The sequence below is a fragment of the Mycolicibacterium confluentis genome, from assembly GCF_010729895.1.
GTDB classification, from domain to species: domain Bacteria; phylum Actinomycetota; class Actinomycetes; order Mycobacteriales; family Mycobacteriaceae; genus Mycobacterium; species Mycobacterium confluentis.
Genome location: NZ_AP022612.1, coordinates 1,841,058 through 1,862,287, shown reverse-complemented (window position 1 = coordinate 1,862,287; position 21,230 = coordinate 1,841,058). Strand labels below are relative to the sequence as shown.

At 69.3% G+C, this 21,230-nt stretch carries 26 protein-coding genes and 1 tRNA gene; 15 read left to right on the top strand and 12 right to left on the bottom strand.

The window, feature by feature from the left end; genetic code table 11:
• Positions 1-2: 2 nt before the first annotated feature.
• Complete coding sequence (locus G6N34_RS08575) at positions 3-1,283, bottom strand: HNH endonuclease (protein ID WP_085150736.1); 1,281 nt, start codon at positions 1,281-1,283, stop codon at positions 3-5.
• Between the two features lie 162 nt (positions 1,284-1,445).
• Between G6N34_RS08575 and helR the strand changes: the two genes are divergently transcribed.
• The gene (gene helR, locus G6N34_RS08570; protein WP_085150734.1) at positions 1,446-3,656 is read left to right on the top strand and encodes an RNA polymerase recycling motor ATPase HelR; all 2,211 of its coding nucleotides are present in this window, start codon (positions 1,446-1,448) and stop codon (positions 3,654-3,656) included.
• On the opposite strand, the gene G6N34_RS08565 is transcribed toward helR, so the two are convergent.
• Positions 3,622-4,242 carry a class I SAM-dependent methyltransferase gene (locus tag G6N34_RS08565; RefSeq protein ID WP_085150732.1) on the bottom strand — a complete coding sequence of 207 codons (621 nt, stop codon included), beginning with the start codon at positions 4,240-4,242 and terminating at the stop codon, positions 3,622-3,624. The two genes, helR and G6N34_RS08565, sit on opposite strands and share 35 nt — an antisense overlap.
• A gap of 47 nt (positions 4,243-4,289) precedes the next feature.
• Between G6N34_RS08565 and G6N34_RS08560 the strand changes: the two genes are divergently transcribed.
• Entirely contained in the window at positions 4,290-4,862 is a 573-nt protein-coding gene (locus G6N34_RS08560) for a type II toxin-antitoxin system RelB family anti-toxin (RefSeq protein ID WP_085150730.1), read from the top strand.
• A gap of 35 nt (positions 4,863-4,897) precedes the next feature.
• Here G6N34_RS08560 and G6N34_RS08555 read toward each other — a convergent pair whose 3' ends face one another.
• Genes G6N34_RS08555 through G6N34_RS08545 form a run of 3 tightly spaced genes read right to left on the bottom strand, consistent with a single transcriptional unit; the run spans position 4,898 to position 7,838 of the window.
• Positions 4,898-5,992: a bifunctional RNase H/acid phosphatase gene (locus G6N34_RS08555; RefSeq protein WP_085150728.1), complete on the bottom strand. Its 1,095-nt coding sequence runs from the start codon at positions 5,990-5,992 to the stop codon at positions 4,898-4,900.
• The gene (locus G6N34_RS08550; RefSeq protein WP_085150726.1) at positions 5,989-6,717 is read right to left on the bottom strand and encodes a zinc ribbon domain-containing protein; all 729 of its coding nucleotides are present in this window, start codon (positions 6,715-6,717) and stop codon (positions 5,989-5,991) included. The genes G6N34_RS08555 and G6N34_RS08550 overlap by 4 nt, the downstream gene beginning before the upstream one ends.
• On the bottom strand, positions 6,717-7,838 hold the full coding sequence (locus G6N34_RS08545; protein WP_085150724.1) for a Nif3-like dinuclear metal center hexameric protein: 1,122 nt from the start codon (positions 7,836-7,838) through the stop codon (positions 6,717-6,719). The genes G6N34_RS08550 and G6N34_RS08545 overlap by 1 nt, the downstream gene beginning before the upstream one ends.
• Before the next feature lie 43 nt (positions 7,839-7,881).
• Between G6N34_RS08545 and G6N34_RS08540 the strand changes: the two genes are divergently transcribed.
• From G6N34_RS08540 to G6N34_RS08530, 3 genes are read left to right on the top strand one after another with little or no spacing between them, the layout of a single operon-like run.
• The gene (locus G6N34_RS08540; protein ID WP_407663218.1) at positions 7,882-8,565 is read left to right on the top strand and encodes an HAD-IA family hydrolase; all 684 of its coding nucleotides are present in this window, start codon (positions 7,882-7,884) and stop codon (positions 8,563-8,565) included.
• 49 nt (positions 8,566-8,614) lie between these two features.
• A complete protein-coding gene (locus G6N34_RS08535; protein ID WP_456320155.1) occupies positions 8,615-9,052 on the top strand; it encodes an arsenate reductase/protein-tyrosine-phosphatase family protein in 438 nt (145 codons plus the stop codon).
• Positions 9,049-9,858, top strand: coding sequence for an SURF1 family cytochrome oxidase biogenesis protein (locus G6N34_RS08530; RefSeq protein ID WP_085150720.1), 810 nt, complete (start codon positions 9,049-9,051; stop codon positions 9,856-9,858). The genes G6N34_RS08535 and G6N34_RS08530 overlap by 4 nt, the downstream gene beginning before the upstream one ends.
• Here G6N34_RS08530 and G6N34_RS08525 read toward each other — a convergent pair.
• Positions 9,840-10,811 (bottom strand): cobalamin biosynthesis protein, encoded by a 972-nt coding sequence (locus tag G6N34_RS08525; protein ID WP_085150718.1) that lies wholly within the window; start codon positions 10,809-10,811, stop codon positions 9,840-9,842. The genes G6N34_RS08530 and G6N34_RS08525 overlap by 19 nt on opposite strands.
• 45 nt (positions 10,812-10,856) lie before the next feature.
• On the opposite strand from G6N34_RS08525, the gene G6N34_RS08520 reads away from it, so the two are divergent.
• From G6N34_RS08520 to G6N34_RS08490, 7 genes are all read left to right on the top strand, one after another.
• The gene (locus tag G6N34_RS08520; protein WP_085150815.1) at positions 10,857-11,669 is read left to right on the top strand and encodes an oxygenase MpaB family protein; all 813 of its coding nucleotides are present in this window, start codon (positions 10,857-10,859) and stop codon (positions 11,667-11,669) included.
• Between the two features lie 16 nt (positions 11,670-11,685).
• Complete coding sequence (locus tag G6N34_RS08515) at positions 11,686-12,081, top strand: VOC family protein (RefSeq protein WP_085150716.1); 396 nt, start codon at positions 11,686-11,688, stop codon at positions 12,079-12,081.
• A 12-nt stretch (positions 12,082-12,093) separates the two neighbouring features.
• Positions 12,094-13,806 (top strand): amidohydrolase, encoded by a 1,713-nt coding sequence (locus tag G6N34_RS08510; RefSeq protein WP_085150715.1) that lies wholly within the window; start codon positions 12,094-12,096, stop codon positions 13,804-13,806.
• Positions 13,807-13,832: 26 nt separating this feature from the next.
• Positions 13,833-14,450, top strand: coding sequence for an SOUL family heme-binding protein (locus tag G6N34_RS08505; RefSeq protein ID WP_085150713.1), 618 nt, complete (start codon positions 13,833-13,835; stop codon positions 14,448-14,450).
• A 65-nt stretch (positions 14,451-14,515) separates the two neighbouring features.
• Positions 14,516-15,589 (top strand): PE-PPE domain-containing protein, encoded by a 1,074-nt coding sequence (locus tag G6N34_RS08500; RefSeq protein ID WP_163645360.1) that lies wholly within the window; start codon positions 14,516-14,518, stop codon positions 15,587-15,589.
• Positions 15,586-15,981 carry a DUF302 domain-containing protein gene (locus G6N34_RS08495; protein WP_085150709.1) on the top strand — a complete coding sequence of 132 codons (396 nt, stop codon included), beginning with the start codon at positions 15,586-15,588 and terminating at the stop codon, positions 15,979-15,981. Before G6N34_RS08500 ends, G6N34_RS08495 begins: the two co-directional genes overlap by 4 nt.
• Before the next feature lie 37 nt (positions 15,982-16,018).
• Positions 16,019-16,399 (top strand): DUF6319 family protein, encoded by a 381-nt coding sequence (locus G6N34_RS08490; protein ID WP_407663217.1) that lies wholly within the window; start codon positions 16,019-16,021, stop codon positions 16,397-16,399.
• Here the strand turns inward: G6N34_RS08490 and G6N34_RS08485 are convergent.
• Entirely contained in the window at positions 16,396-16,764 is a 369-nt protein-coding gene (locus G6N34_RS08485) for a nitroreductase/quinone reductase family protein (RefSeq protein WP_109788377.1), read from the bottom strand. The genes G6N34_RS08490 and G6N34_RS08485 overlap by 4 nt on opposite strands.
• A gap of 9 nt (positions 16,765-16,773) precedes the next feature.
• Entirely contained in the window at positions 16,774-17,244 is a 471-nt protein-coding gene (locus tag G6N34_RS08480) for a DUF1772 domain-containing protein (RefSeq protein WP_085150705.1), read from the bottom strand.
• A 100-nt stretch (positions 17,245-17,344) separates the two neighbouring features.
• On the opposite strand from G6N34_RS08480, the gene G6N34_RS08475 reads away from it, so the two are divergent.
• Genes G6N34_RS08475 through G6N34_RS08465 form a run of 3 tightly spaced genes read left to right on the top strand, consistent with a single transcriptional unit; the run spans position 17,345 to position 19,420 of the window.
• Complete coding sequence (locus G6N34_RS08475; RefSeq protein WP_085150703.1) at positions 17,345-17,965, top strand: TetR/AcrR family transcriptional regulator; 621 nt, start codon at positions 17,345-17,347, stop codon at positions 17,963-17,965.
• 14 nt (positions 17,966-17,979) lie between these two features.
• Positions 17,980-18,372, top strand: coding sequence for an ArsR/SmtB family transcription factor (locus G6N34_RS08470; protein WP_085150701.1), 393 nt, complete (start codon positions 17,980-17,982; stop codon positions 18,370-18,372).
• Positions 18,373-18,400: 28 nt separating this feature from the next.
• Positions 18,401-19,420, top strand: coding sequence for a cation diffusion facilitator family transporter (locus G6N34_RS08465; protein WP_085150699.1), 1,020 nt, complete (start codon positions 18,401-18,403; stop codon positions 19,418-19,420).
• A gap of 18 nt (positions 19,421-19,438) precedes the next feature.
• Here G6N34_RS08465 and G6N34_RS08460 read toward each other — a convergent pair.
• The 4 genes from G6N34_RS08460 to G6N34_RS08445 form a co-directional block, all read right to left on the bottom strand.
• A tRNA-Val gene (locus tag G6N34_RS08460) sits at positions 19,439-19,510 on the bottom strand.
• Positions 19,511-19,571: 61 nt separating this feature from the next.
• The gene (locus G6N34_RS08455; RefSeq protein WP_085150697.1) at positions 19,572-20,027 is read right to left on the bottom strand and encodes a peroxiredoxin; all 456 of its coding nucleotides are present in this window, start codon (positions 20,025-20,027) and stop codon (positions 19,572-19,574) included.
• Positions 20,027-20,455, bottom strand: coding sequence for a DUF3052 domain-containing protein (locus tag G6N34_RS08450; RefSeq protein ID WP_085150695.1), 429 nt, complete (start codon positions 20,453-20,455; stop codon positions 20,027-20,029). Before G6N34_RS08450 ends, G6N34_RS08455 begins: the two co-directional genes overlap by 1 nt.
• Before the next feature lie 109 nt (positions 20,456-20,564).
• Positions 20,565-21,122 carry an Rv2240c family protein gene (locus G6N34_RS08445; RefSeq protein WP_234812810.1) on the bottom strand — a complete coding sequence of 186 codons (558 nt, stop codon included), beginning with the start codon at positions 21,120-21,122 and terminating at the stop codon, positions 20,565-20,567.
• Positions 21,123-21,230 lie beyond the last annotated feature (108 nt).

The following is a 21,230-nucleotide window of genomic DNA, read 5'->3' as shown; positions in this document are numbered from 1 at the left end:
GCTCAGGCCGCATGCCGCGGGTAGAGCTCTGACCGAAGTCGTTCCTCGACCATGCTGACCCGGCCCGGCCGCGGCGTGGGCACGACCGGGGGCGCCGTCGACCGGTAGCGCGCGCCGGTCGGCGTGACGAACTCCGCCGTGTGCGTCCCGCAGCGGTCCAACCAGGTGTGCACCTGCCAGCCGTCGGCCTGTTTGGCGTAGTTGCAGGCCTCGCACAGCCCCTCGCCGTTGAGGGCCGAGGTCGCGCCCGTGCTCGAGGCCCCCTCGGCGTGGTCGATGTGCCGGATGGGCGCATCGCAGAAGGGCGTGCGGCAGCGTTGGTCCCGCAACCGGATGAGTCGGGCCAGGCCCTTGGGGAAGATCCGGGCGCGTGACTCCATGGCGACCAGCGCGCCCGAGGCGGGGCTGGCGTACAACCGCCGCAACGTCGCGGTGGACTCCGCGTCGCCGGCCGCGGCGTCGATCAACCGGCACGCGATCTCCGACGGAACCGGCCCGTAGTCGGAGATCACCGCCGGCGTGTTTCCGCCGATGAGCGCATCCTCGGGCAACACCAGGTTGACGGCGATGGGAGTCGGGGCGGCCGCCGAGCCTCCGGTGACGCGTTCAACGAGGGTGTCGGCCATGATCTGGCCTCGGGACCGGCCATCACCGGTGGTGTCGGCTTCTCGTTTGAGGGCAGCGTAGACCGACACGCCCTGATCCACCGGCAGCAGCGCGGTCACAATCGTCATGGTGTCTGGGGCGGGCCGGATGGTCACGCGCCGGTCCTGCTGGGCATTCGCGGCTCGGTCGACGACGGCGTGCGGATCCAGGCGGTAGGCGATCGACTTGGCCTCGGCGGCCACCCGCCCGTCGCCCCAGCCCGCAAGCTCACCCTGGTCGGCGCACAGTTCGGCGTCCAGGGCGCGGCGATCTTCGACACTCAGGCAGGCCGACTCCCGCACGATCAAGGTTGCCCGCCACTCCGTCAGCACCCCGGACTCCAGCGCGGCCAGGGTGTGCGGCATCTCCTGCACCAGCGCGGTGGCGAACCCGACATGACGGCCACCGCGGGCAGGTGCGTCACGCCGGGCCAGCGCGACCTCGGTGGCCAACCCTCGACCCCGCCGCGTCGCAGACACTCCACGCGCGGCTTCAGCGGCATGCCGTGACTGCACCAACTGCGCCGTCGCCCGGGCCTGCGCCGCCGCTGCCTGTGCCTTCAGTGTCTCCAACGCACCGATGTGCGCCACCAACGCCGCCTCATCGGCGTCGGGCCCCACCACCGGCAGTTCGAACATACTTTCGACCCTAGGCCGGGCCACCGACAAAAAATGGAAGGCCCCGCTCAGCGGTCCTTCCTCCTCCAACATACCGCGCCATCCCGGACTTGCGGCAAGGCGGGGGTCATGCCGGACAATCGCTGGCCGAGGATGTCGAAGTAGGGAATCAGGGATACATACGTGCGCGGATACGAAGAAGAACTGCAGTCCGAACAGGACTACGTCGACGGCCTCTACACGCGCCTGGACGCCGAACGCGCCCGGGTACGGGACCGCTACCGCGCGGCAATGCGGGACAAGGACCGCGAACTCGTCGACCGCGACGCCGAGGTGCGCGCTCTGGCCAAACAGGCGGCCCGCCTCGACGTGGCCGACAACGGCCTGTGCTTCGGGCGCCTGGATTCCGTGACCGGTGAGCCCAGCTACATCGGCCGCATCGGCGTGTTCGACGAGGACGACGACTACGAGCCGCTACTGCTGGACTGGCGGGCCCCCGCGGCCCGGGCGTTCTACACCGCCACCGCGGCGCATCCCGAGGGCATGCGCCGCCGCCGCCAGTTCCACAGCCGAGGCCGCACCCTGCGCGAGTTCACCGACGAGGTGCTCGGCCGCCCGGAGGCCGACAGCGACGACAGCAGCGCCGTGTCGGCCGACCAGGCACTGCTCGCGGCGGTCAACGCTCCCCGCGGGGAAGGGATGCGCGACATCGTCGCCACCATCCAGTCCGAGCAGGACGAGATCATCCGCCACGACCACCCCGGCGTACTCGTGATCGAAGGCGGACCCGGCACCGGCAAGACCGTCGTCGCCCTGCACCGCGTCGCCTACCTGCTCTACACGCAGCGCGAGCGCGTGGAGAGCCACGGCGTCCTGGTGGTGGGACCCAACGCCGCGTTCCTCGACCACATCGGCCGGGTGCTGCCGTCGTTGGGTGAATCCAACGTGGTGTTCATGACTCCGGGTGATCTGGTGCCGGGCCTGCACGTGGCCGCCGAGGACGCCCCGGAGGTGGCCCGGCTCAAGGGGTCCCTGCAGATGCTCGACGTCCTCGCGGCGGCCGTCGCCGACCGCCAGACCCTCCCCGACGAGCCGTTGCTCATCGAACTGTCCGACGTCGCGGTGCGCATCGACGCCGAGACCGCACAGTGGGCCCGCGAGGAGGCCCGCTCCAGCGGACACCCACACAACGAGGCCCGAGCGGTGTTCACCGACATCGTGACCTACGTACTCACCGAACGGGCCATCGCCCGCATCGGTCGGGGCTGGCTGACCCGTGACGACAAGGACGCCTGGGAACAGCTGCGCACCAACCTCATCGAAGAGCTCGCCGACAACGACGCCTTCAAGGCCGCGCTTGACCAGCTGTGGCCCAAGCTCACTCCGGAAGACCTTCTCGCCCAGCTCTATTCCTCGCCGAAGCGGTTGCGCGCAGCCGGGGCGGACCCGATGCTCGCACGCGAAGACGGCCAGGCCTGGACCGTGTCGGACGTCGCCCTGCTCGACGAACTGGTCGACCTGCTCGGCGGGGTCAACACCGAGGCCGAACTCGCCGCCGAACGGCAACGCCAGGCCGAGGCCGACTACGCCGCCGAGGTGCTCGAGGGCCTCATCAGCCGCGAGGATCTGATGGACGACGAGGATCACCTCATCGCCCAGGACCTGCTCTACGCCGAGGATCTGGCGGACCGGTTCATCGAACGCGACAACCGCGAACTCGCCGAACGGGCTGCAGCAGACCGGGACTGGACGTACCGTCACGTCGTCGTCGACGAGGCGCAGGAACTGTCGGCGATGGACTGGCGCGTGTTGATGCGACGCTGCCCGGGCAAGTCGTTCACCATCGTCGGCGACCTGGCTCAGCGCCGTTCCATGGCCGGCGCCATCTCGTGGGCCGAGATGCTCGACCCGTATGTCCCGGGCCGCTGGGTCTACCGGTCGCTGTCGGTGAACTACCGCACGCCGGCCGAGATCATGGCCGTCGCGGCGGGCGTGCTGGCCGAGTTCGCGCCCCACGTGCAGCCGCCCGAGTCGGTGCGCTCATGCGGTGTCGCCCCCTGGTCCCGCCAGGTCACCTCGGACGAGATCAGTTCCGCCATCGCGGATTTCGTCGCCGACGAGGCCGAGCGTGAGGGCACCAGCGTGGTGATCGGCCCGCCGGGCGTACCCGGTGTGGTGCCGGCCTCGGAGACCAAGGGTCTGGAGTTCGACGCGGTGCTCGTCGTCGAACCCGAGCGCATCCTGGCAGACGGTCCCCGCGGGGCCGCCGAACTCTATGTCGCCCTGACCCGCGCCACCCAACGCCTGGGTGTGCTGCACCGGGATCCGCTGCCGCAGAGCCTGTCCGCGCTGGAACCGGTCAGCGACGCCGCAGGACGATCACATTGTCGATGAGGGTGCCGGACTGACCGTCGGGGCCCTGCGCCTCCCGCTCGGACTGCTCGACCCGCACGCGCTCCCACTGCGCGGCGTCGAGCGCCAGCCCGTCGAGAACCTCAGTGACGCTGGGAAACCGGTGATCGTGCACGCCCTGCGCCCACGGCGGCGCCTCACCGTGGTCGACGATCAGCAGCGTGCCACCGGGGGCCACCGCGTCCGCGGCACGGCGCAGCAGCGCGTCTCGGTCCCAGTCCCACGGGGAATGCAGGAAGTGCGCCGACACCAGGTCGAAGCTCCCCTGCGGGAACGTCTCGGTCAGGTTGTGCTGCTGAAACTCGATGCGGTCCAGCACATTGCGTGACGCGGCCAGTTCCGCGGCCCGCGCCAGTGCCGCGTCGGCGATGTCGACGGCCACGACATGCCAGTCGTGCTCGGCCAGCCACACCGTGTCTCCGCCCTCGCCGCATCCCAGATCCAGTGCGCGCCCGGGCGTCAGGCCCGGCGCCACCTCCACGAGGCGGGCGTTGGGGCGACCACTCCAGATGCGGTCCGATTCGGCGTAGCGCTCTTCCCAGCGCTGCTTTGCGTCCAATTGCTCCATGCCACAAGCTTGCCGACAGCGCGCCAGGAATGGCAACCTGGTTTGCCATGACGGCAAAAGACGACGTCGATCTGCGGGTGCGCCGACGCCTGCGCGAACTGCGCACGCGGCAGAACATGACGCTGGAGGACGTGGCGACCCGCGCGCAAATCGACGTCTCGACGCTGAGTCGCCTCGAATCCGGCAAGCGCCGCCTGGCCCTGGATCATCTGCCGCGCCTGGCCACCGCGCTCGGGGTGAGCACCGACGACCTCCTGCGGGAGGACGAGCAGGCCGATCCTCGGGTGCGCGGCGCCTCCCACACCGCGCACGGGATCACCTTCTGGCCGCTGACCCGGCACGGCCCCGCCGCGGGCCTGCACGCGTACAAGATCCGGATCAGTGCGGAGCGCAACACCCCGCCGGCCGAGTTCCGCGTGCACGACGGGCACGACTGGCTCTACGTGCTGTCCGGGCGGATGCGCCTGATCCTCGGCGACCGGGACTTCACCATCGACCCCGGCGAGGCGGTCGAGTTCAGCACCTGGACCCCTCACTGGTTCGGCGTGGTCGACGGACCCGTTGAGGCGCTGGTGATCCTGGGCCCGCACGGCGAGCGCATGCACCTGCAGGACCAGTAGGCACCCCAGGGACACCAGTAGATATCCGTTGTTCCTCAGTGATACGACGTGTCGTTCACTAGGCGCACCGACGCCAGGCCGTCGGAGTAGAACTCGGCGATCGACAGCGACGCCAGGTCCAGGTGCAGCCGGTACAGGATGCCCGGACCGGCATCGAGCGCCATCCGCAGCAGCGTCTTGATCGGCGTCACGTGGGAGACCACCAGCACCGTGGATTCGCCGTGCTCGGCGATGATCCGGTTCCGGGCGCGACGCACCCGGGTGTGCACGTCGTCGAAGCTCTCCCCGCCCGGCGGGGTGACGCTGGTGTCGCGCAGCCAGCGGGTGTGCACGTCGGGATCGGCCTCGTGCGCCTCGGAGAAGGTCTTGCCCTCCCAGCTGCCGAAGTCGGTCTCGATGAGGTCGTCGTCGACGGCGACCTCGAGACCGAGCGCCTTCGCGGCGGCCGCGGCGGTGTCGTAGGCCCGCTGCAGCGGCGACGAGATCACGGCTGAAATACCGCCACGCGCCGCCAGATACGCCGCAGCGGCCTCAGCCTGCCGGCGTCCGAGGTCGGTCAGTTCGGGGTTGCCGCGACCGGAGTAGCGGCGCTCGACCGACAGCTCGGTCTGTCCGTGCCGCAGCAGCAGGAACCGGGTCGGGGCGCCTTGCGCGCCGGTCCACCCGGGTGCCGACGGCTTCTCGACCGCCGCCGGGGCCTCGACGGGCGTCTCCGGCGTGGTCACCGCCGCGGCCGCGTCCATCGCCTCATTCGCCAACCGGTCGGCGTGACTGTTCTGCGCGCGCGGAATCCAGCGGTAGTCGATCCGGTCGAACTGCGCGGCCAACTGTTTGGCCTGCCGGTTGAGGCCGAGCAGGTCGGGATGCTTGACCTTCCAGCGCCCCGACATCTGTTCGACGACGAGCTTGGAGTCCAACGCCACCGACACCTCGGCCGCACCGAGGTCCACCGCCGCCGACAGTCCCGCGATCAGCCCGTGGTACTCCGCGACGTTGTTGGTCGCGAAGCCGATGGCCTCCTTGCGTTCGGCGAGCACCGCGGCGCGGTCGGACGACCACACCACCGCGCCGTACCCGGCCGGTCCGGGATTGCCGCGCGAACCGCCGTCGGCCTCGACCAGAACTCTCATACAGTCACCCGTAGCAGAATCGCCCCGCATTCCGGGCAGCGCAGCACGGCGTCGTCCGCGGCTGCCGCGATGCGGGCCAACTCGCCGCGGTCGATCTCGATGCGGCACGCGCCGCACCGACGGCCCTGCAGCGCTCCGGCACCGATGCCGCCGGTCGCGCGCTGCCGTTCGTAGAGCGCCAGAAGCTCGGAATCGATGCTGGCGGTGAGCGTTTCGCGACGTTCATTCTTCTGCGTCCGGAGGTCTTCGATCTCGGCCAGTGCGGCGTCGCGGTCGCGCCCCGCCGCGTCGCGGTCCGCGTCGAGTCGCTCGATGTCGGCGGTGATCTCGGCCTGCTGCGTCGCCAACTCCTCACGCCGTTCCATGATCTCCAGCAGCGTATCCTCCAGCGAGGACTGGCGACGCTGCAGCGTCTCGAGTTCGTGCTGCAGTTCGGTGAGCTGTTTGGCATTTGTGGTCGCGGAGTCCAGCAGGGCCCGGTCCCGATCCTCGCGCTGGCGGACGCCGTCGATCTCGGACTCCAGCCGCGACACCTGCTCGTCGATGTCATCGGCGGCGATGCGCAGAACCGCAAGCCGATCGACCGCGGCCTGATGCTCGGTGGTCAACTCATCCACACGCTGCTGCTCGGCGAGATTCTTCGCGCGGTGCGCGATTCGGCTCAGCTCGGCGTCCAGCGCGGAGATCTCGAGCAACGAACGTTGTTGCCAGAGGTCGGCTTTCATCAATTCACTCCCAGGTTCCATGGATCGGTGCGGGTCTCGCTGACCCGCACCGGCAACTCGTCGCCGAACTGTGCCCGCAACACACCGGCGGCCTGCGCGCACCAGGGGTGCTCACTGGCCCAGTGCGCGACGTCGATCAGCGCGACGTCACTGGCACGTCGATGCTCGTCAGCGGGATGGTGCCGCAGGTCCGCGGTCACGTAGGCGTCGACCCCGGCGCGGGCGACGCGGTCAAGCAGTGAGTCCCCAGCGCCGCCGCACAACGCGACCCGTGACACCACACGGTCGGGATCGCCGGTGGCCCGCACTCCCCAGACCGTGGCGGGCAGCCGCTCCCCCACCCGCGCCACGAACTCGCGCAAGGTCACGGGCTCGGCCAGGGCCGCGATCCGCCCGACGCCCACGCCCGACGGCAGCGGCGCCAGCGGCAGCACGTCGAAGGCCGGTTCCTCGTACGGGTGCGCGGCCCGCATCGCGGCCAGCACCCGAGCCCGCGCGGACGCAGGCGCGATCGCCTCGACGCGGTCCTCGGGCAGCCGTTCCACGGTCCCCACCGTGCCGATGGCCGGAGTCGCGCCCTCGTGCGGCAGGAACTGGCCGGTGCCCGTGACCGACCAACTGCAGCACGAGTAGTCGCCGAGCGAACCGGCGCCCGCGTCGAACACCGCGGTGCGCACGGCCTCGGCGAACTCCGGTGGGACGAAGATCACCCACTTGTCATAGTCCGGTCCGCCGCGTCCCGGCTCGAGCACGTCCTCGACGGTCAACCCGAGCCTTGACGCCAACGCGTCCGAGACCCCGGGCGCGGCCGCGTCGGCGTTGGTGTGGGCCGTGAACAGCGCCGCGCCCCTGCGGATCAGCCGGTGCAGCAGCGCGCCCTTGGGGGTGCTGGCGGCCACGGTGTCCACGCCGCGCAGCAGCAGCGGGTGGTGGGCCAGCAGCAGGCCGCGTTCACCGACCTCGTCGACGACGGCCGCGGTCGCGTCGACGGCGACCGTCACCGACTCGATCCGCTCGTCGGGATCGCCGCACACCAGGCCCACCGAGTCCCACGACTGCGCGAGCCGGGGCGGGTAGGCGGCGTCGAGGACGTCGATCACGTCGGCCAGGCGCACACTCACGCCTGCAAACAGTAGTGGCCGAATCATCAGGGACAATGGCTGCGTGACCGAACTGTCCCCGATCCTCTCGCCCACCGCCGCGCCGCAGCTCGTCCTGTTCGACCTCGACGGGACCCTGACGGACTCCGCGGAGGGCATCGTGGCCAGCTTCCGGCACGCATTGGGCCAGGTCGGAGCGGAAATCCCCGAGGGCGACCTGGTGGGACGGATTGTCGGGCCGCCCATTCACCACACGCTGGCCCTGATGGGGCTCGGTGAGCGTGTCGACGAGGCGATTGCGGCCTATCGCGCCGACTACACCACCCGCGGGTGGGCCATGAACACACCGTTCGACGGGATCGAGGATCTGCTGAACGATCTGCGGGCCTCCGGCGTGCGCCTGGCGGTGGCCACCTCCAAGGCCGAACCCACGGCCCGTCGCATCCTCGAGCATTTCGGGATGGCCGACCACTTCGACGTCATCGCCGGCGCCAGCCCCGACGGCACCCGCGCGGCCAAAGCCGACGTGGTGGCGCACGCGCTCGCACAACTGCAACCCCTGCCCGAACGCGTCCTGATGGTCGGTGACCGCCGCCACGACGTCGAGGGCGCCGCCGCGCACGGCATCGACACCGTGGTGGTCGCGTGGGGTTACGGCCGCGACGACTTCCGTGACGTCACCGACGACGCCCCGGCGCCCACCCACGTCGCCGACGTGGCCGCCCTGCGGGAGGTGCTGGGTGTCTGATCGGTTGCACGTGACGTTCGTGTGCTCGGGCAACATCTGCCGGTCCCCGATGGCGGAGAAGATGTTCGCCCATCAGATCGCCGAGCGCGGCCTGGCCGAGCACGTCCGCGTCACGAGCGCCGGGACGGGCGGCTGGCACGCCGGGGACGGCGCCGATCACCGCGCCAATCGGGTGCTGGCCGCGCACGGCTATCCCCATGAGCACATCGCGGCGCAGGTCGACGACGACCACCTGTCGGCCGACCTGGTGATCGCGCTGGGCCGCAACCACGTCCGCATTCTCACCCAGCTCGGCGTAGAACCGGACCGCGTCCGGATGCTGCGCTCCTTCGACCCGCGCTCCGGAGCCCACGCGCTCGACGTCGAGGACCCGTACTACGGCGACCTGGCCGACTTCGAGGACGTGTTCACCGTGATCGCCGCGGCGCTGCCCGGTCTGCACGACTGGGTCGACTCCCAACTCGACGGACAGGCGCAGGTGTCATGAAGTGGTTCAAACCCGGGTGGCTCGCGTTGGCCGTGGTGGCCGCGGCGTTCGCCTATCTGTGCTTCACGGTGCTCGCGCCGTGGCAGCTGGGCAAGAACACCAAGACCTCACGGGAGAATGACCAGATCGCCGCGTCCCTGTCCGCGGACCCGGTGCCGTTGACCAGCGTTCTGCCGCACCAGGATTCGTTCGCCCCCGATGAGCAGTGGCACCGCGTCACCGCCACCGGGCGCTACCTGGCCGACAAGCAGATCCTGGCCCGGCTGCGGATCGTCGACGGTGAGCCCGCGTTCGAGGTGCTCACCCCGTTCGCGGTGCAGGACGGGCCGATCGTCCTGGTCGACCGCGGTTACGTCCGTCCCGAACAGGGCACGCAGATGCCGCCGATCGAACCGGCACCCACCGGCGAGGTGACCATCACCGCTCGCCTGCGCGACAGTGAGACCGCCCCGCCGGACAAGGCGCCGATCATCGAGAACGGCAGCCCGCAGGTCTACGCGATCGACACCCGCCAGTTGGCCGAACTGTTCGACGTGCCGTTGGCGGGCTCCTACCTGCAGTTGACCGGAAACCAACCGGGTGGCCTCGGCGAGATAGGCCTGCCCCATCTGGACGCCGGGCCATTCCTGTCCTACGGCATTCAGTGGATCGCGTTCGGCATCCTCGCCCCGGTGGGGTTGGGGTATTTCGTCTACACCGAGGTCAAGGCCCGCCGCCGGGAACGCGAGGAGGCCGAGGCCCAGGACGGCACCCAACCGAAGACCGTCGAGCAGAAACTGGCCGACCGTTACGGCCGTCGGCGCTGAATCCGGCCCAGCGCCACCGCCCCCAGGCACGTCGCGACGGCCGCCGCCCCCTGCACGCAGCGCGACAGCGTCACGGCCCGGCGCAGGTCGGCGGCCGTGGGCGCGTGACCGTCGCCGAGCGTCGGCCTGATCTGCAGTTCGTGGTGGTACTGCGTGGGCCCACCCAGGCGGACTCCGAGGGCTCCCGCGAAGGACGCCTCGACGACGCCCGCGTTGGGGCTCGGGTGGCGGCCGGCATCGCGGCGCCAGGCGCGCAGCGCGGCCGCTGACGACCCGCCGACCAGCGGTGCGCACAGCACCACCAGCGCGCCGGCCAGACGCGCACCCAGATAGTTGGCGACGTCGTCGATGCGCGCGGCGGCCCACCCGAATCGCGCGTACCGCGGTGACCGGTGGCCCACCATGGCGTCGAGCGTGTTGATTCCGCGGTACACCAGCACTGCGGGCGCTCCCCCGGCCGCGGCCCACACCAGCGGGGCCACCTGCGCGTCGGAGGTGTTCTCGGCGATCGACTCGAGTGCCGCGCGCGCCAGGCCGTCGGCGTCGAGGTATGCGGGATCGCGGCCACACAGCGACGGCAGCAGCTCACGCGCCCCGTCGAGGTCGCCCGCGTCCAGCAGGTCGGCCATTGCGGTTCCGGTGCGCGCCAGCGTCGTACCACCCAGGCATGCCCACGTCGCGGCGGCCACCGTCGCGACCGTCCCTGGGGCGCCCGCGCGCCTGCCTGCCGCCCGGGACACCAGCGTCGCGGCGCCGCCCAGCGCACCGAGCAGCGCGGCGGCGTGCAGCGCTCCAGCGACGCGGTCGTCGCGGTAGACCACCTGTTCCCAACGGGCCGCCACACTCCCGAAACCCGCGACCGGGTGGCCACGTTGTGGGTCGCCGAGCGCGACGTCGGTCAGGTAACCCATGAGCACCCCCGCAGCGCGTGGGGCGGTTCTGGCCGGAATCATCACCAGCAGCGTCTCACAAGTGGTCTACTGCCCCTTATGGCACCTGTGAAGCAACCGACGCGGGTCGCCGACCTGCTGAATCCGGCCGCGACGCTGCTGCCCGCCGCCAACGTCATCATGCAGCTCGCCCTGCCTGGCGTGGGGTACGGCGTCCTGGAGAGTCCGGTCGACTCCGGCAATGTCTACAAGCATCCGTTCAAACGGGCCCGCACCACCGGCACCTACCTGGCGGCCGCGACCATCGGCACCGAATCCGACCGCGCCCTGATCCGCACCGCGGTCGACACCGCACACGCCCAGGTGCGTTCCACGAAGTCAAGTCCGGTGCGCTACAACGCGTTCGACCCCAAGCTGCAGTTGTGGGTGGCGGCCTGCCTGTACCGCTATTACGTCGACCAGCACGAGTTCCTGTACGGCCCGCTCGACGACGCGGCCGCCGACGCGGTGTATCGCGATGCCCGCAAGCTCGGCACCACCCTGCAGGTGCGCGAGGACATGTGGCCCGCCGACCGAGTCGCGTTCGAGGACTATTGGAAGCGCTCGCTGGAGGACCTGAACATCGACCCGCCGGTCCGTGAGCACCTCAAGGGTGTGGCGACCATGGTGTTCCTGCCCAAGCCCGTCTCGGCGACGCTGGGGCGGTTCAACCTGTTCGCGACGACGGGGTTCCTGCCCGAGGAGTTCCGCAGCAAGATGCGACTGCCGTGGAGCAGCGCGCAGCAGCAGCGGTTCGAATGGCTGCTGGCGGCCCTGCGGTTGGCCGACCGGCTCATCCCGCACCAGACGTGGGTGCTGGGCTATCAGCTGTACCTGTGGGACATGCGGTCCCGCGCGCGCCGTGGTCGGCGCATCGTCTGAGCCTCCTGGAGGAGCCATGACCTTTCCCGGACTGGGCCACATCGCCGTCACCGTCCGCGATCTGAGCGTCAGCACCCCCTGGTATCGCGCACTGTTCGGGTATGACGCGGTGCTCGACGAGGACGCCGACGCCGGTTTCCACCATGTCGTGTGGGTGCTGAAGGACGGCACCCTGTTCGGCATCCACGAGCACCCCGCGGCGCCGGCGCAGGAGACGTTCAGCGAGTTCCGCACCGGCCTCGACCACGTCGGCTTCGCCGTCACCGGCCGTGCCGAACTGCAGGAGTGGGCGACACGACTCGACAACATGGGCGTCTCCCACGGCGGCATCGTCGACGCGCACTACGGATCCGGCCTGAGCTTCCGTGACCCCGACGGCATTGCGTTGGAGCTTTTCGCACCACCCGGATGACACACTGTCGCGATGGGCGACTCAATACTCACCGCGGCAACGGTCATCACCATGGACGACGACACTCCTCGGGCCGAGGCCGTCGCGGTGTCGGACGGCCGCATCGTGGCCGTCGGGACGCTGGCGCAGTGCCGGGCCGCACTGCCCGACGCCGAGGTGGTCGACACCGGCGCAGCCGCCCTGGCGCCGGGATTCGTTGAGCCACACAGCCATCCATTGATCAGTGGCGTCGCGACGCAGGCCCCGGCCCGCTCGATTGCACCGTGGGACTGTCCGACATGGGCTGATGTGCAGGCGGTCTTCGCCGACGCACTGGCCACCGCCGACCCCGACGCCCCGCTGTGGTTCGCCGGGTATGACGCGCTGCTGCACGGTCATCCCTCACCCAAGGCCGAGGAGTTGGACGGCATCTTCGGTGACCGGGTGGCTGTCGTGACCGACAACTCCGGGCACGGCGTGTATTTCAACACCGCGCTGATGCGCCGCTATGGGTGGGACACCACTCCGCCGGAGGATCCGGTGGCCTCACACTTCGGCCGCAACGCCGACGGCAGCCTCAACGGGCAGGGTTTCGAACTGCCGGTCCTGACCGCAGTGACGGGCCCACTGCTGGCCGAGATGGGCGATCCGCTGACCTCGGGCGCGCTCTACTACGCGCTGATGTCCCGGGGCGGATACACATCGGCCTCAGACATGACCTTCGACCCGAAGTTCGCGGCCGGCTACGAGGCGTTGGCCGCGGCACCGTCGTGCCCGCTGCGGGTCAGCATGTGGGAGATGTCGGTCACCGACACCTACGCCGACCCCATCAGTTTCGCCGCAGGCGAGGAGATGCTGACCAAGTCCGGGGTCAAGCTGTGGACCGACGGCTCGCCCTGGGTCGGCAACATCGCAATCTCGTTCCCGTACCTCGACACCCCCGCCACCCGGACCGCGGGCATCGACCCGGCGACCTCCGGTGGCGTCGACTCGATGAACTACAGCCGCGAGCAACTCGACGCCATCCTCGACCGCGCGGTCCCGGCTGGATGGCAGATGTCCTTCCACGCCAACGGTGACCTCGCGCTGGACCTGGCGTTGGACGCCTACGAGGACGCCCTGACACGGCACGGCCTGCTCGGCGCCGACCATCGGTGGCGCCTCGAGCACGCCGGCGCGGGCACCCGCGCACACTTCGACCGCGCCGCGCGCCTGGGCGTCCACGTCTCGATGGCGCCGTTCCAGTACTACTACTGGGGCGATCTGCTGGCGGGGCAGATGTTCGACGAGGCGCACGGGGCGCAGTGGGGCGCGTTCGCCGACGCCGTCGCCTCGGGGGCGTGTGTGTCGCTGCATAACGACGGGTCGGTGTCACCGCCGACGCCCGTCGACAACATCGCCACCGCCGTCACCCGCCGGACCCGCGCGGGCGGTGTGTACGGCCCCGAGCAGGCCATCTCGCTGGATCAGGCCTGGCGTGCGCAGACGATCAACGCCGCCCGCACACTGCGCCGCGAGCATCTGGTGGGGTCGATCAGCGTGGGCAAGCTCGCCGACTTCGTGGAGTTGAGCGCCGACCCGTGGACCGTCGACCCGCAGCGTCTGATCGATGAGGTCGCGGTGCTGGGCACCTGGGTCGGCGGGCGGCGGGTCGATCTGGCGGAGTTCCTGGCCGCGATCGACGGCGCGGACAACACCGAGCACGCGCACTTGGCGCAACGCGAGCACGCCGGTGGGTGTTGCTGACGGCCACTTCGGGTATCCCCGCTGCCATGTTGTCTCGCATCATTTCTGGCGCCGTCCAATTCGCCGAAGGACTCGGCGGCATCGTCGGGATCCGGATCGGCACCGAAGAACCGCTGTATGTGGCCGAACCCCTGGGGTCCGGCGTGGAGATCCGCCGGTACGGGCCCCGGATCGCGGCGGAGACGACGGTGCTCGAGGACGAGGACCGGGCCCGCAACACCGGCTTCCGCCGACTGGCCGGGTACATCTTCGGCGGCAACAGCAGGCAGACCTCGATCGCGATGACCGCCCCGGTGGCGCAGTCGAGCGAGAAGATCGCCATGACGGCGCCGGTGGCCCAGGCCCGCGACCCGCAGGGCGGATCGGTGATCAGGTTCTTCATGCCGGCCAAATGGTCTCTGCAGACGCTGCCGACACCCGACGATGACCAGGTGCGCCTGGTCGAGGTGCCCGCCGAGAAGTTCGCGGTGCTGCGGTTCACCGGCGACCGCAGTCCGGCGGCGGTCGCCGAACGGGTGGAAGAGTTGTTGGACGTCCTGCGGGACAAGGGGATCAAGCCGACCGGCGAGGCGGTGTCGTGGTTCTACGATCCGCCCTGGACCATCCCGTGGCGCCGCCGTAACGAGGTCGCGGTACCGGTCTGACGATTCGTCATCGGGGTCTACGCGCCCCCCGATAGTCTGCAGTTCTGGTTTGCGAGGGGATGCGTATGCGCAGGACTGCGACGTGGCTGGGCCCGCCAGTGTTGGTGGCGGCACTGTGCGCTGGCGGCGGCACCGCATCGGCCGCTTCGGTGTTGACATTCGAAGGCGCGTTCTCCGGCAGTGACCGCTCGAGCCACCAGATCATGGGTGGCGCGCTGTGCGCCGCGCCCAGCACCTGCCAGGGCGTGCCGTACACGTCGATTCCGTTGGGCACCTACACGCAGGAGGGCGGGCGGATGCTGACCGCCGCCATCCCCGCCTCCGGCGACGTGGTCCTGCTGGGCCACAGCCAGGGCGGTCAGGTCATCTACTCGGCCCTCCGCGACTGGTCGACCGGCGCACAGGTCGCTCCCAGTCCGGCCTCCCGGGTCACCTGGTTCAGCTTCGGCAACCCGGAGAACCGCTACGGCGGACGGCAGGGCGGCGTCGGCTACACCAACGGTCAGGGCCTGCCGGAGGATCCGGGCTATTCCGGGTACGAGGTGATCCGGCAGTACGACGGTTGGGCGGATGCCCCCGACGACCGGTCCAACCTGTTGGCCGTGCTGAACGCCGAAATGGGCAAGCACTCGCTGCACAGCAACTACCGCGACGTCGACTACGCCAAAGTCGTCAACGGCGGCTACCCAACCCACACCGACACCTACGAGTCCGGCGCGCAGGTCCGTTATGTGTGGGTGCCCACGGACACGCTGCCCTTGATTGCGTGGACCGGGCCGTTCGCTCCGGCTCTCGACAACGCGCTGCGCCCGATCGTCGAGAAGGCCTACAACCGCCCGGTGTCGATTCCCTATCCGACGCCGCCCACCGAGCCGAATACGGCCAAGCTCGGCGGACAGTCTGGGGCCAAGACAGAAGCCAAAGCTGCTGTGTTGCAGGATGTCCCGCGATCGACGTGGCAGAAGCGGTTGGCCGACAAGACCGCCCAGGCCAGGGAACGCCGGCAGGAGCGCGCCGCGGCACGCGCCGACAAGGTGCGTACCGCGATGCAGAGCATCAGAGACCGCATCACGAAGGCCGACCGGGAGATCCGCCAGATGCCGCCAGAACGGACCGCCGAGACATCGGAGAAGTCATGAGCTACGCACTGTCCACGACGTTGCACACCACGTTCGAGGATGCGGTGAAGAAGACACGAAACGCCCTGGCGGATCAGGGTTTCGGGATTCTCACCGAGATCGACATGAAGGCTACGCTCAAGGCCAAGCTGGGTGAGGACATGGAGGACTACCTGATCCTCGGGGCCTGCAATCCGCCCCTGGCATACCGCGCGGTCAACGCCGACCGTCAGATCGGACTGCTGCTGCCCTGCAATGTCGCCGTCCGCGCCGACCCGGAGGGCGACGGCGTGATCGTCGACGCGATGGACCCCCAGATCATGGTTCAGGTGTCCGATCAGCCGAGCCTGCGTGAGGTCGCCGACGAGGCCGCGGCCAAACTGCGCGCGGCCATCGACACGCTCTCGGCCTGACTTTACCCGCAGTCGAACGTGTGTTCTACTGACCCACGTGACGATGACTGCAGACACCCTGGCACCGGAAGCTCCGTCCACCGAGTTCATCACCCCCTCCGCGGAGGTGCAGCCCCAGAAGGCCCCCGCGAAGAAGGCGGCCGGCCGGAAGGCCAAGACGCTCGAACTGACCCTGACCGTCATCGGTACCGCCGACGGTGAATGGCGCGCCGAACTCAAGCAGGGCAGCACCTTCCTGGCCCGCGACGTCGCCGTCGCGGCCGCCGCCGTCTCGCGCGCGGCCAGGGAACTGCATGAGGACCTCTCCACCCCGATCGACGCGATCATCGAAGAGGCACGCTCCCAGCAGGCCGCCAAAGTCGCGGCGCTGGAAGCCGAACTTGAGGCCGCCCGAAAGGCTCTCGCCGGCTTGGATTAATCCGCGTCGAGACGGACGTCGACCGTGACGCGTCCACTCCCGTCGCGGTGCGCCACAGCGTGTCCAGCGCGGTCGACTCCGTCGAGCTTCACGGAGATCGGCGCACCGTCGTCGAGGAAGTTGCGCCACCAGGTCTTGGCGTCGGGCAGGTTAGCCGCGATCTGCAGGCCGTCGCCGGTGCGGCGGTAGGCCACCGGCGTGCTGAACGTGCGACCGGACCGACGTCCCGTGTAGGTGATGACGGCGACGTTGCGGCCGATGATCCGGCCGAAGAGCCGGGAGTTCGACAGTGCCGTGACCGGTGCGTTGAACAGCGGCGCGGCCTGCATGATCCGTCGGACGACAGCGTTGTTGTTCATTTCCAGTTCCTTCGCTCAGAGCACCAGCGCCACGCACAGTGCGGTGACTGCCACACCCTGAATCACGGCCCGGGCGCTGATGATTCGGTCCCACTGACGTTGAAGCTCACGCGCGTTCGCGGGCGTGTCACCGGCGCCGGCGGCCGCGGTGAGTTGCCGGTTGATCGGCGCGCTGATCCGCAGGTAGAGGACGAGCCAGATCAGCAGCAGCGCGACGGCGATGGCCGCCGCGATGGCCGCGGACCACCGTCCCGCGATCACGGCCAGGACGGCTCCCAGGACGGCGGCCACGATCCCGATGACGCCGGGCAGGGGCATTCGCCGGTCGCCGTAGCGATGCACGTTGCCGGACACCGCCACCAAGGCGCGGTCATCGACCGCGGCCAGGGCCGGCCGCAGCACCAGGGCACAGAAGACGTCGGTCCCGTAGACCACCGCCGCCCCCAGCAGCGCGATGACGAAGGCCAGGTTGGCCGCTGTGCCCATGTCCACCAACTCCAATCGGACGGGTGCTAGCAACGCTAACCCTTGGCCGCGTCCGCGGCAATAGCATTGCTAGTTTTTCTAGCGTTGATATACTCGAGCCATGGCCCTCGAAGACCGCCGCGCCAGGGACCGTGCCGCACGCCACCGGTTGATCCTCGACACCGCCCGCACGCTGGCGGAGTCGGAGGGTTGGGACGCGGTCACCACGCGCCGCCTCGCCGCGGAGATCGAGTACAGCCAGCCCGTGATCTACAAGCACTTCGCCGGCATGGAGGCCATCGCCGAGGCACTTGCCGTCGACGGATTCGGCGAGTTGGCCGAAGTGCTGCGGGCCGCACGCACCGGTGCCGGCGAGAATCCGTTGATCCCGACGGCGCACGCCTACCTGTCGTTCGCAGGTGACAACCCGGCCCTCTACGACGCGATGTTCCTGCGCGCCACCGGGTTGCGATTCGCCTCCGAGGACACGCCCGCCCCGCTCAAGGCAGCGTTCGCCCAGTTGCGGAACGCTGTCGCCGCAGTGTCAGGCGAAGCGGAGGCCGACACCCGTACCGAGGTGTTCTGGGCCGCACTGCACGGCCTCGTCACCCTCGGCCGCGGCGGGCGGCTCCGGCCAAACCTCGCCGAGGCGCGCATCGAACTGTTGGTTGCACAGTTTGGACAGACGCCCGCGCGCATAGCGGTTGCCGCAGACATGTCGCCGGACGGCATCGATCACTGAGCTATTATCTGCATATGAATGCAGATAACGGGGCATGCACGCGACGACTCCCCGACGACCAGGTGGCTTTGGTGGTCGAGGTGTTCCGGATGCTGGCCGACGCGACCCGCGTGCAGATCCTGTGGGCCCTGCAGGCGCGGGAGATGTCGGTGAACGACCTGGCTGCACACATCGGAAAACCTGCACCGTCGGTGTCACAGCATCTGGCGAAGCTGCGCATGGCGCGGCTTGTCCACACTCGCCGCGAGGGCACGACAATCTTCTACAGCCTGGACAACGACCATGTCGGGCAACTTGTCCTTGACGCAGTTTTCAACGCCGAGCATGCCGGACCCGGTGTGCCAGCCCATCATCGCAACGCTGCCGAACTCGCCGCGCTTCATCCCGAACCCGCGCAGGCGAAGTGATCCCGACTCAGGCGAATGGCCGCCACCGATGACCCACCGCTCCCACGAGCCGATCGAACACGGCCACTCCCACGATCACAGCCACACCCACCCGAAGGGGATCGGGGCCACGATCAAGGAGATCTTCGCGCCGCACTCGCATGACGCCGCGCACAGCGTCGACAGCGCGTTGGAGTCAAGCGCCGCCGGCATCAGGGCAGTCAAGATCAGTCTGGTGGTGCTCGGCGTCACCGCGATCGCGCAGATCGCCATCGTGGCCGTCTCAGGCTCGGTGGCGCTGGCGGCCGACACCATTCACAACTTCTCCGACGCCCTGACAGCAGTGCCGTTGTGGATTGCCTTCGCGATGGGCACCAAGGCGGCAACCCGCCGGTACACCTACGGATTCGGAAGGGCCGAAGACCTCGCAGGGCTCTTCGTCGTCGCCATGATCACCCTGTCGGCCATCGTCGCCGGCTATGAGGCCGTCATGCGCCTGATTCATCCCCAACCCGTCGAACAGCTGGGTTGGGTCGCCCTGGCGGGCCTTCTCGGGTTCGTGGGCAACGAGTGGGTTGCGCTCTATCGGATCCGCGTCGGCCGCCGAATCGGCTCCGCCGCACTGATCGCCGACGGTCTACACGCCCGCACGGACGGTTTCACCTCGCTGGCCGTGTTGCTCGCAGCAGGCGGGACGGCACTCGGCTATCCCCTGGCCGACCCAGTCATCGGCTTGGTCATCACGGTGGCGATCCTGGCGGTGTTGCGAACTGCGGCACGTGATGTATTCCGCCGACTGCTGGACGGAGTCGATCCGGAGTTCGTCGATGCCGCCGAGAAGTCCCTGTCCGCACGGCCAGACGTGCAGGCGGTTCGCAGCGTGCGGATGCGCTGGATCGGCCACCGTCTGCACGCCGATGCCGAGCTGGACATCGATCCCGGCCTCAACCTCGCTGAGGCTCACCGCATCGCCCATGAAGCCGAGCACGACCTCACGCACGCGGTGCCCAAGCTGGCGACGGCCCTGATCCACGCCTATCCGGCCGAACATGGATCGGCCATCCACTGATTCGTGGACCTTGATGAGTGGGCGCGGAGGGTTTCGAACCCCCGACCGCTGGTGTGTAAAACCAGAGCTCTACCACTGAGCTACACGCCCGTGCCGTGGCAGGCTACCCAATACTCTCGCAAGGAAGCCAATTCCAGCGGCGATCAGATGCCTAGAGCGCCGCCAGCGCCTCGGTCCACACCGACTGATCCCGCGCCTCGCCGGGCTGCTTGCACTCGGCGAACCGGATCACACCGGTCTTGTCGACCAGAAACGTCCCGCGGTTGGCCACGCCGGCGACGTCGTTGAACACGCCGTAGGACTGCGCGACGGCACCGTGCGGCCAGAAGTCGGACAGCACCGGGAACAGGAATCCGTTCTGCGTGGCCCACACCTTGTGCGTGGGCGGCGGCCCGACCGAAACGGCCACGGTCGCGACGTCGTCGCTCTCATAGCGCGGCAGGTTGTCGCGGATCTCGTCGAGTTCGCCCTGACAGATGCCGGTGAAGGCAAGCGGGAAGAACACGATCAGCAGGTTCTTGGAACCCTCGTAGCTGGAACGTGAAACCGGCTGCCCGTTCTGATCCTTAAGGGTGAAGTCTGGCGCCTTGGCGCCGACCGCGAGCATCAGCTGTGCCGTCCCGCGGCCTTCGACTTGGGCTGCACCAGGCGGCTGCCGGTCCAGTCACCGAGATTGGCCGACGAGGTCTGCATCAACCCCGCTGTCGGCGCGGCCTCCGCGATGTCGGCCGGCGCCACGTGGCCGGTCCGGCCCGTCTTGGGCGTCAGCACCCACACCACGCCGTCGTCGGCCAATGGGGTGATGGCGTCCATCAACGCGTCGACAAGATCGCCGTCGTCGTCGCGCCACCACAGCAGGACCACGTCGATGACCTCGTCGGCGTCCTCGTCGAGAAGTTCACCGCCACAGGCCTCTTCGACGTCGGCACGAAGGTCGTCGTCGGTGTCCTCATCCCAGCCCAACTCCTGCACAGACTGATCTCGTTGTATGCCCAGCTTTCGGGCGTAGTTCGAGGCGCCGTCCGCCGCGACCACCGTGTGACCTCCTGAAGATGAACTGGATGGATGACTGATTGCACTTATCGTCGCACAGGGGAATCGGCTGTTCACGACCAACGCGTCAGGATCTCGCAAATCGTCCCGATCAGTAGGTCGAGTCGCACAGGTCCAACGCCCGCCCGCGGGCGGTGTTGACCCTATCCACCTCGGCGTTGAACTCCGAGGCCGGACCGTTGGCGGCCAGCACGGCGCCTGCTGCGCGTGAGGCGTCCACCCAGGCGGTCAGCGCGTCCCGCAGTTCGACCGGCAGAGTGTCGCTGACCTGCGCCGACACCTGATCGGCGCTGCCGATCAAGGCGTCGCGGGCCGGGCCCAGCGTGCCTTCGATGTCTCGCCCGGTGTTCACCGCCGCGACGTAGGCGTTGACGGTCTGGATGGCCTCCGCACTGCTGGTGCTCATCGTCTCGCACACAGAGTGCGCGGCCTGAGTGGTCAACGACGCCTGCCGCGCGGCCTCCTTCTCGCTCGAGGTCACCGAAGCCGCCGAGCGCGACACCGACACCGAGGTCCGGTACTGAGGCACGTCGCCTGCGTCGACTGTGGCGTCCCCCGCGGTCAGCGCGGTGCACCCGACGACTCCCAACGCGACGGCGGCGACCAGCCCCGCCGCGAGCGGCGCCGTACGCCTGATTCGGGTCAGCACAGCCGAAGACGTTACCGGTCCGGACACCGCTTCGAGGGGACCAGGGGGATCCGATCACCGCGAACGCCTCAGACGAGGCAGGATAGGCACTGAGCGCGGGAAATCCCC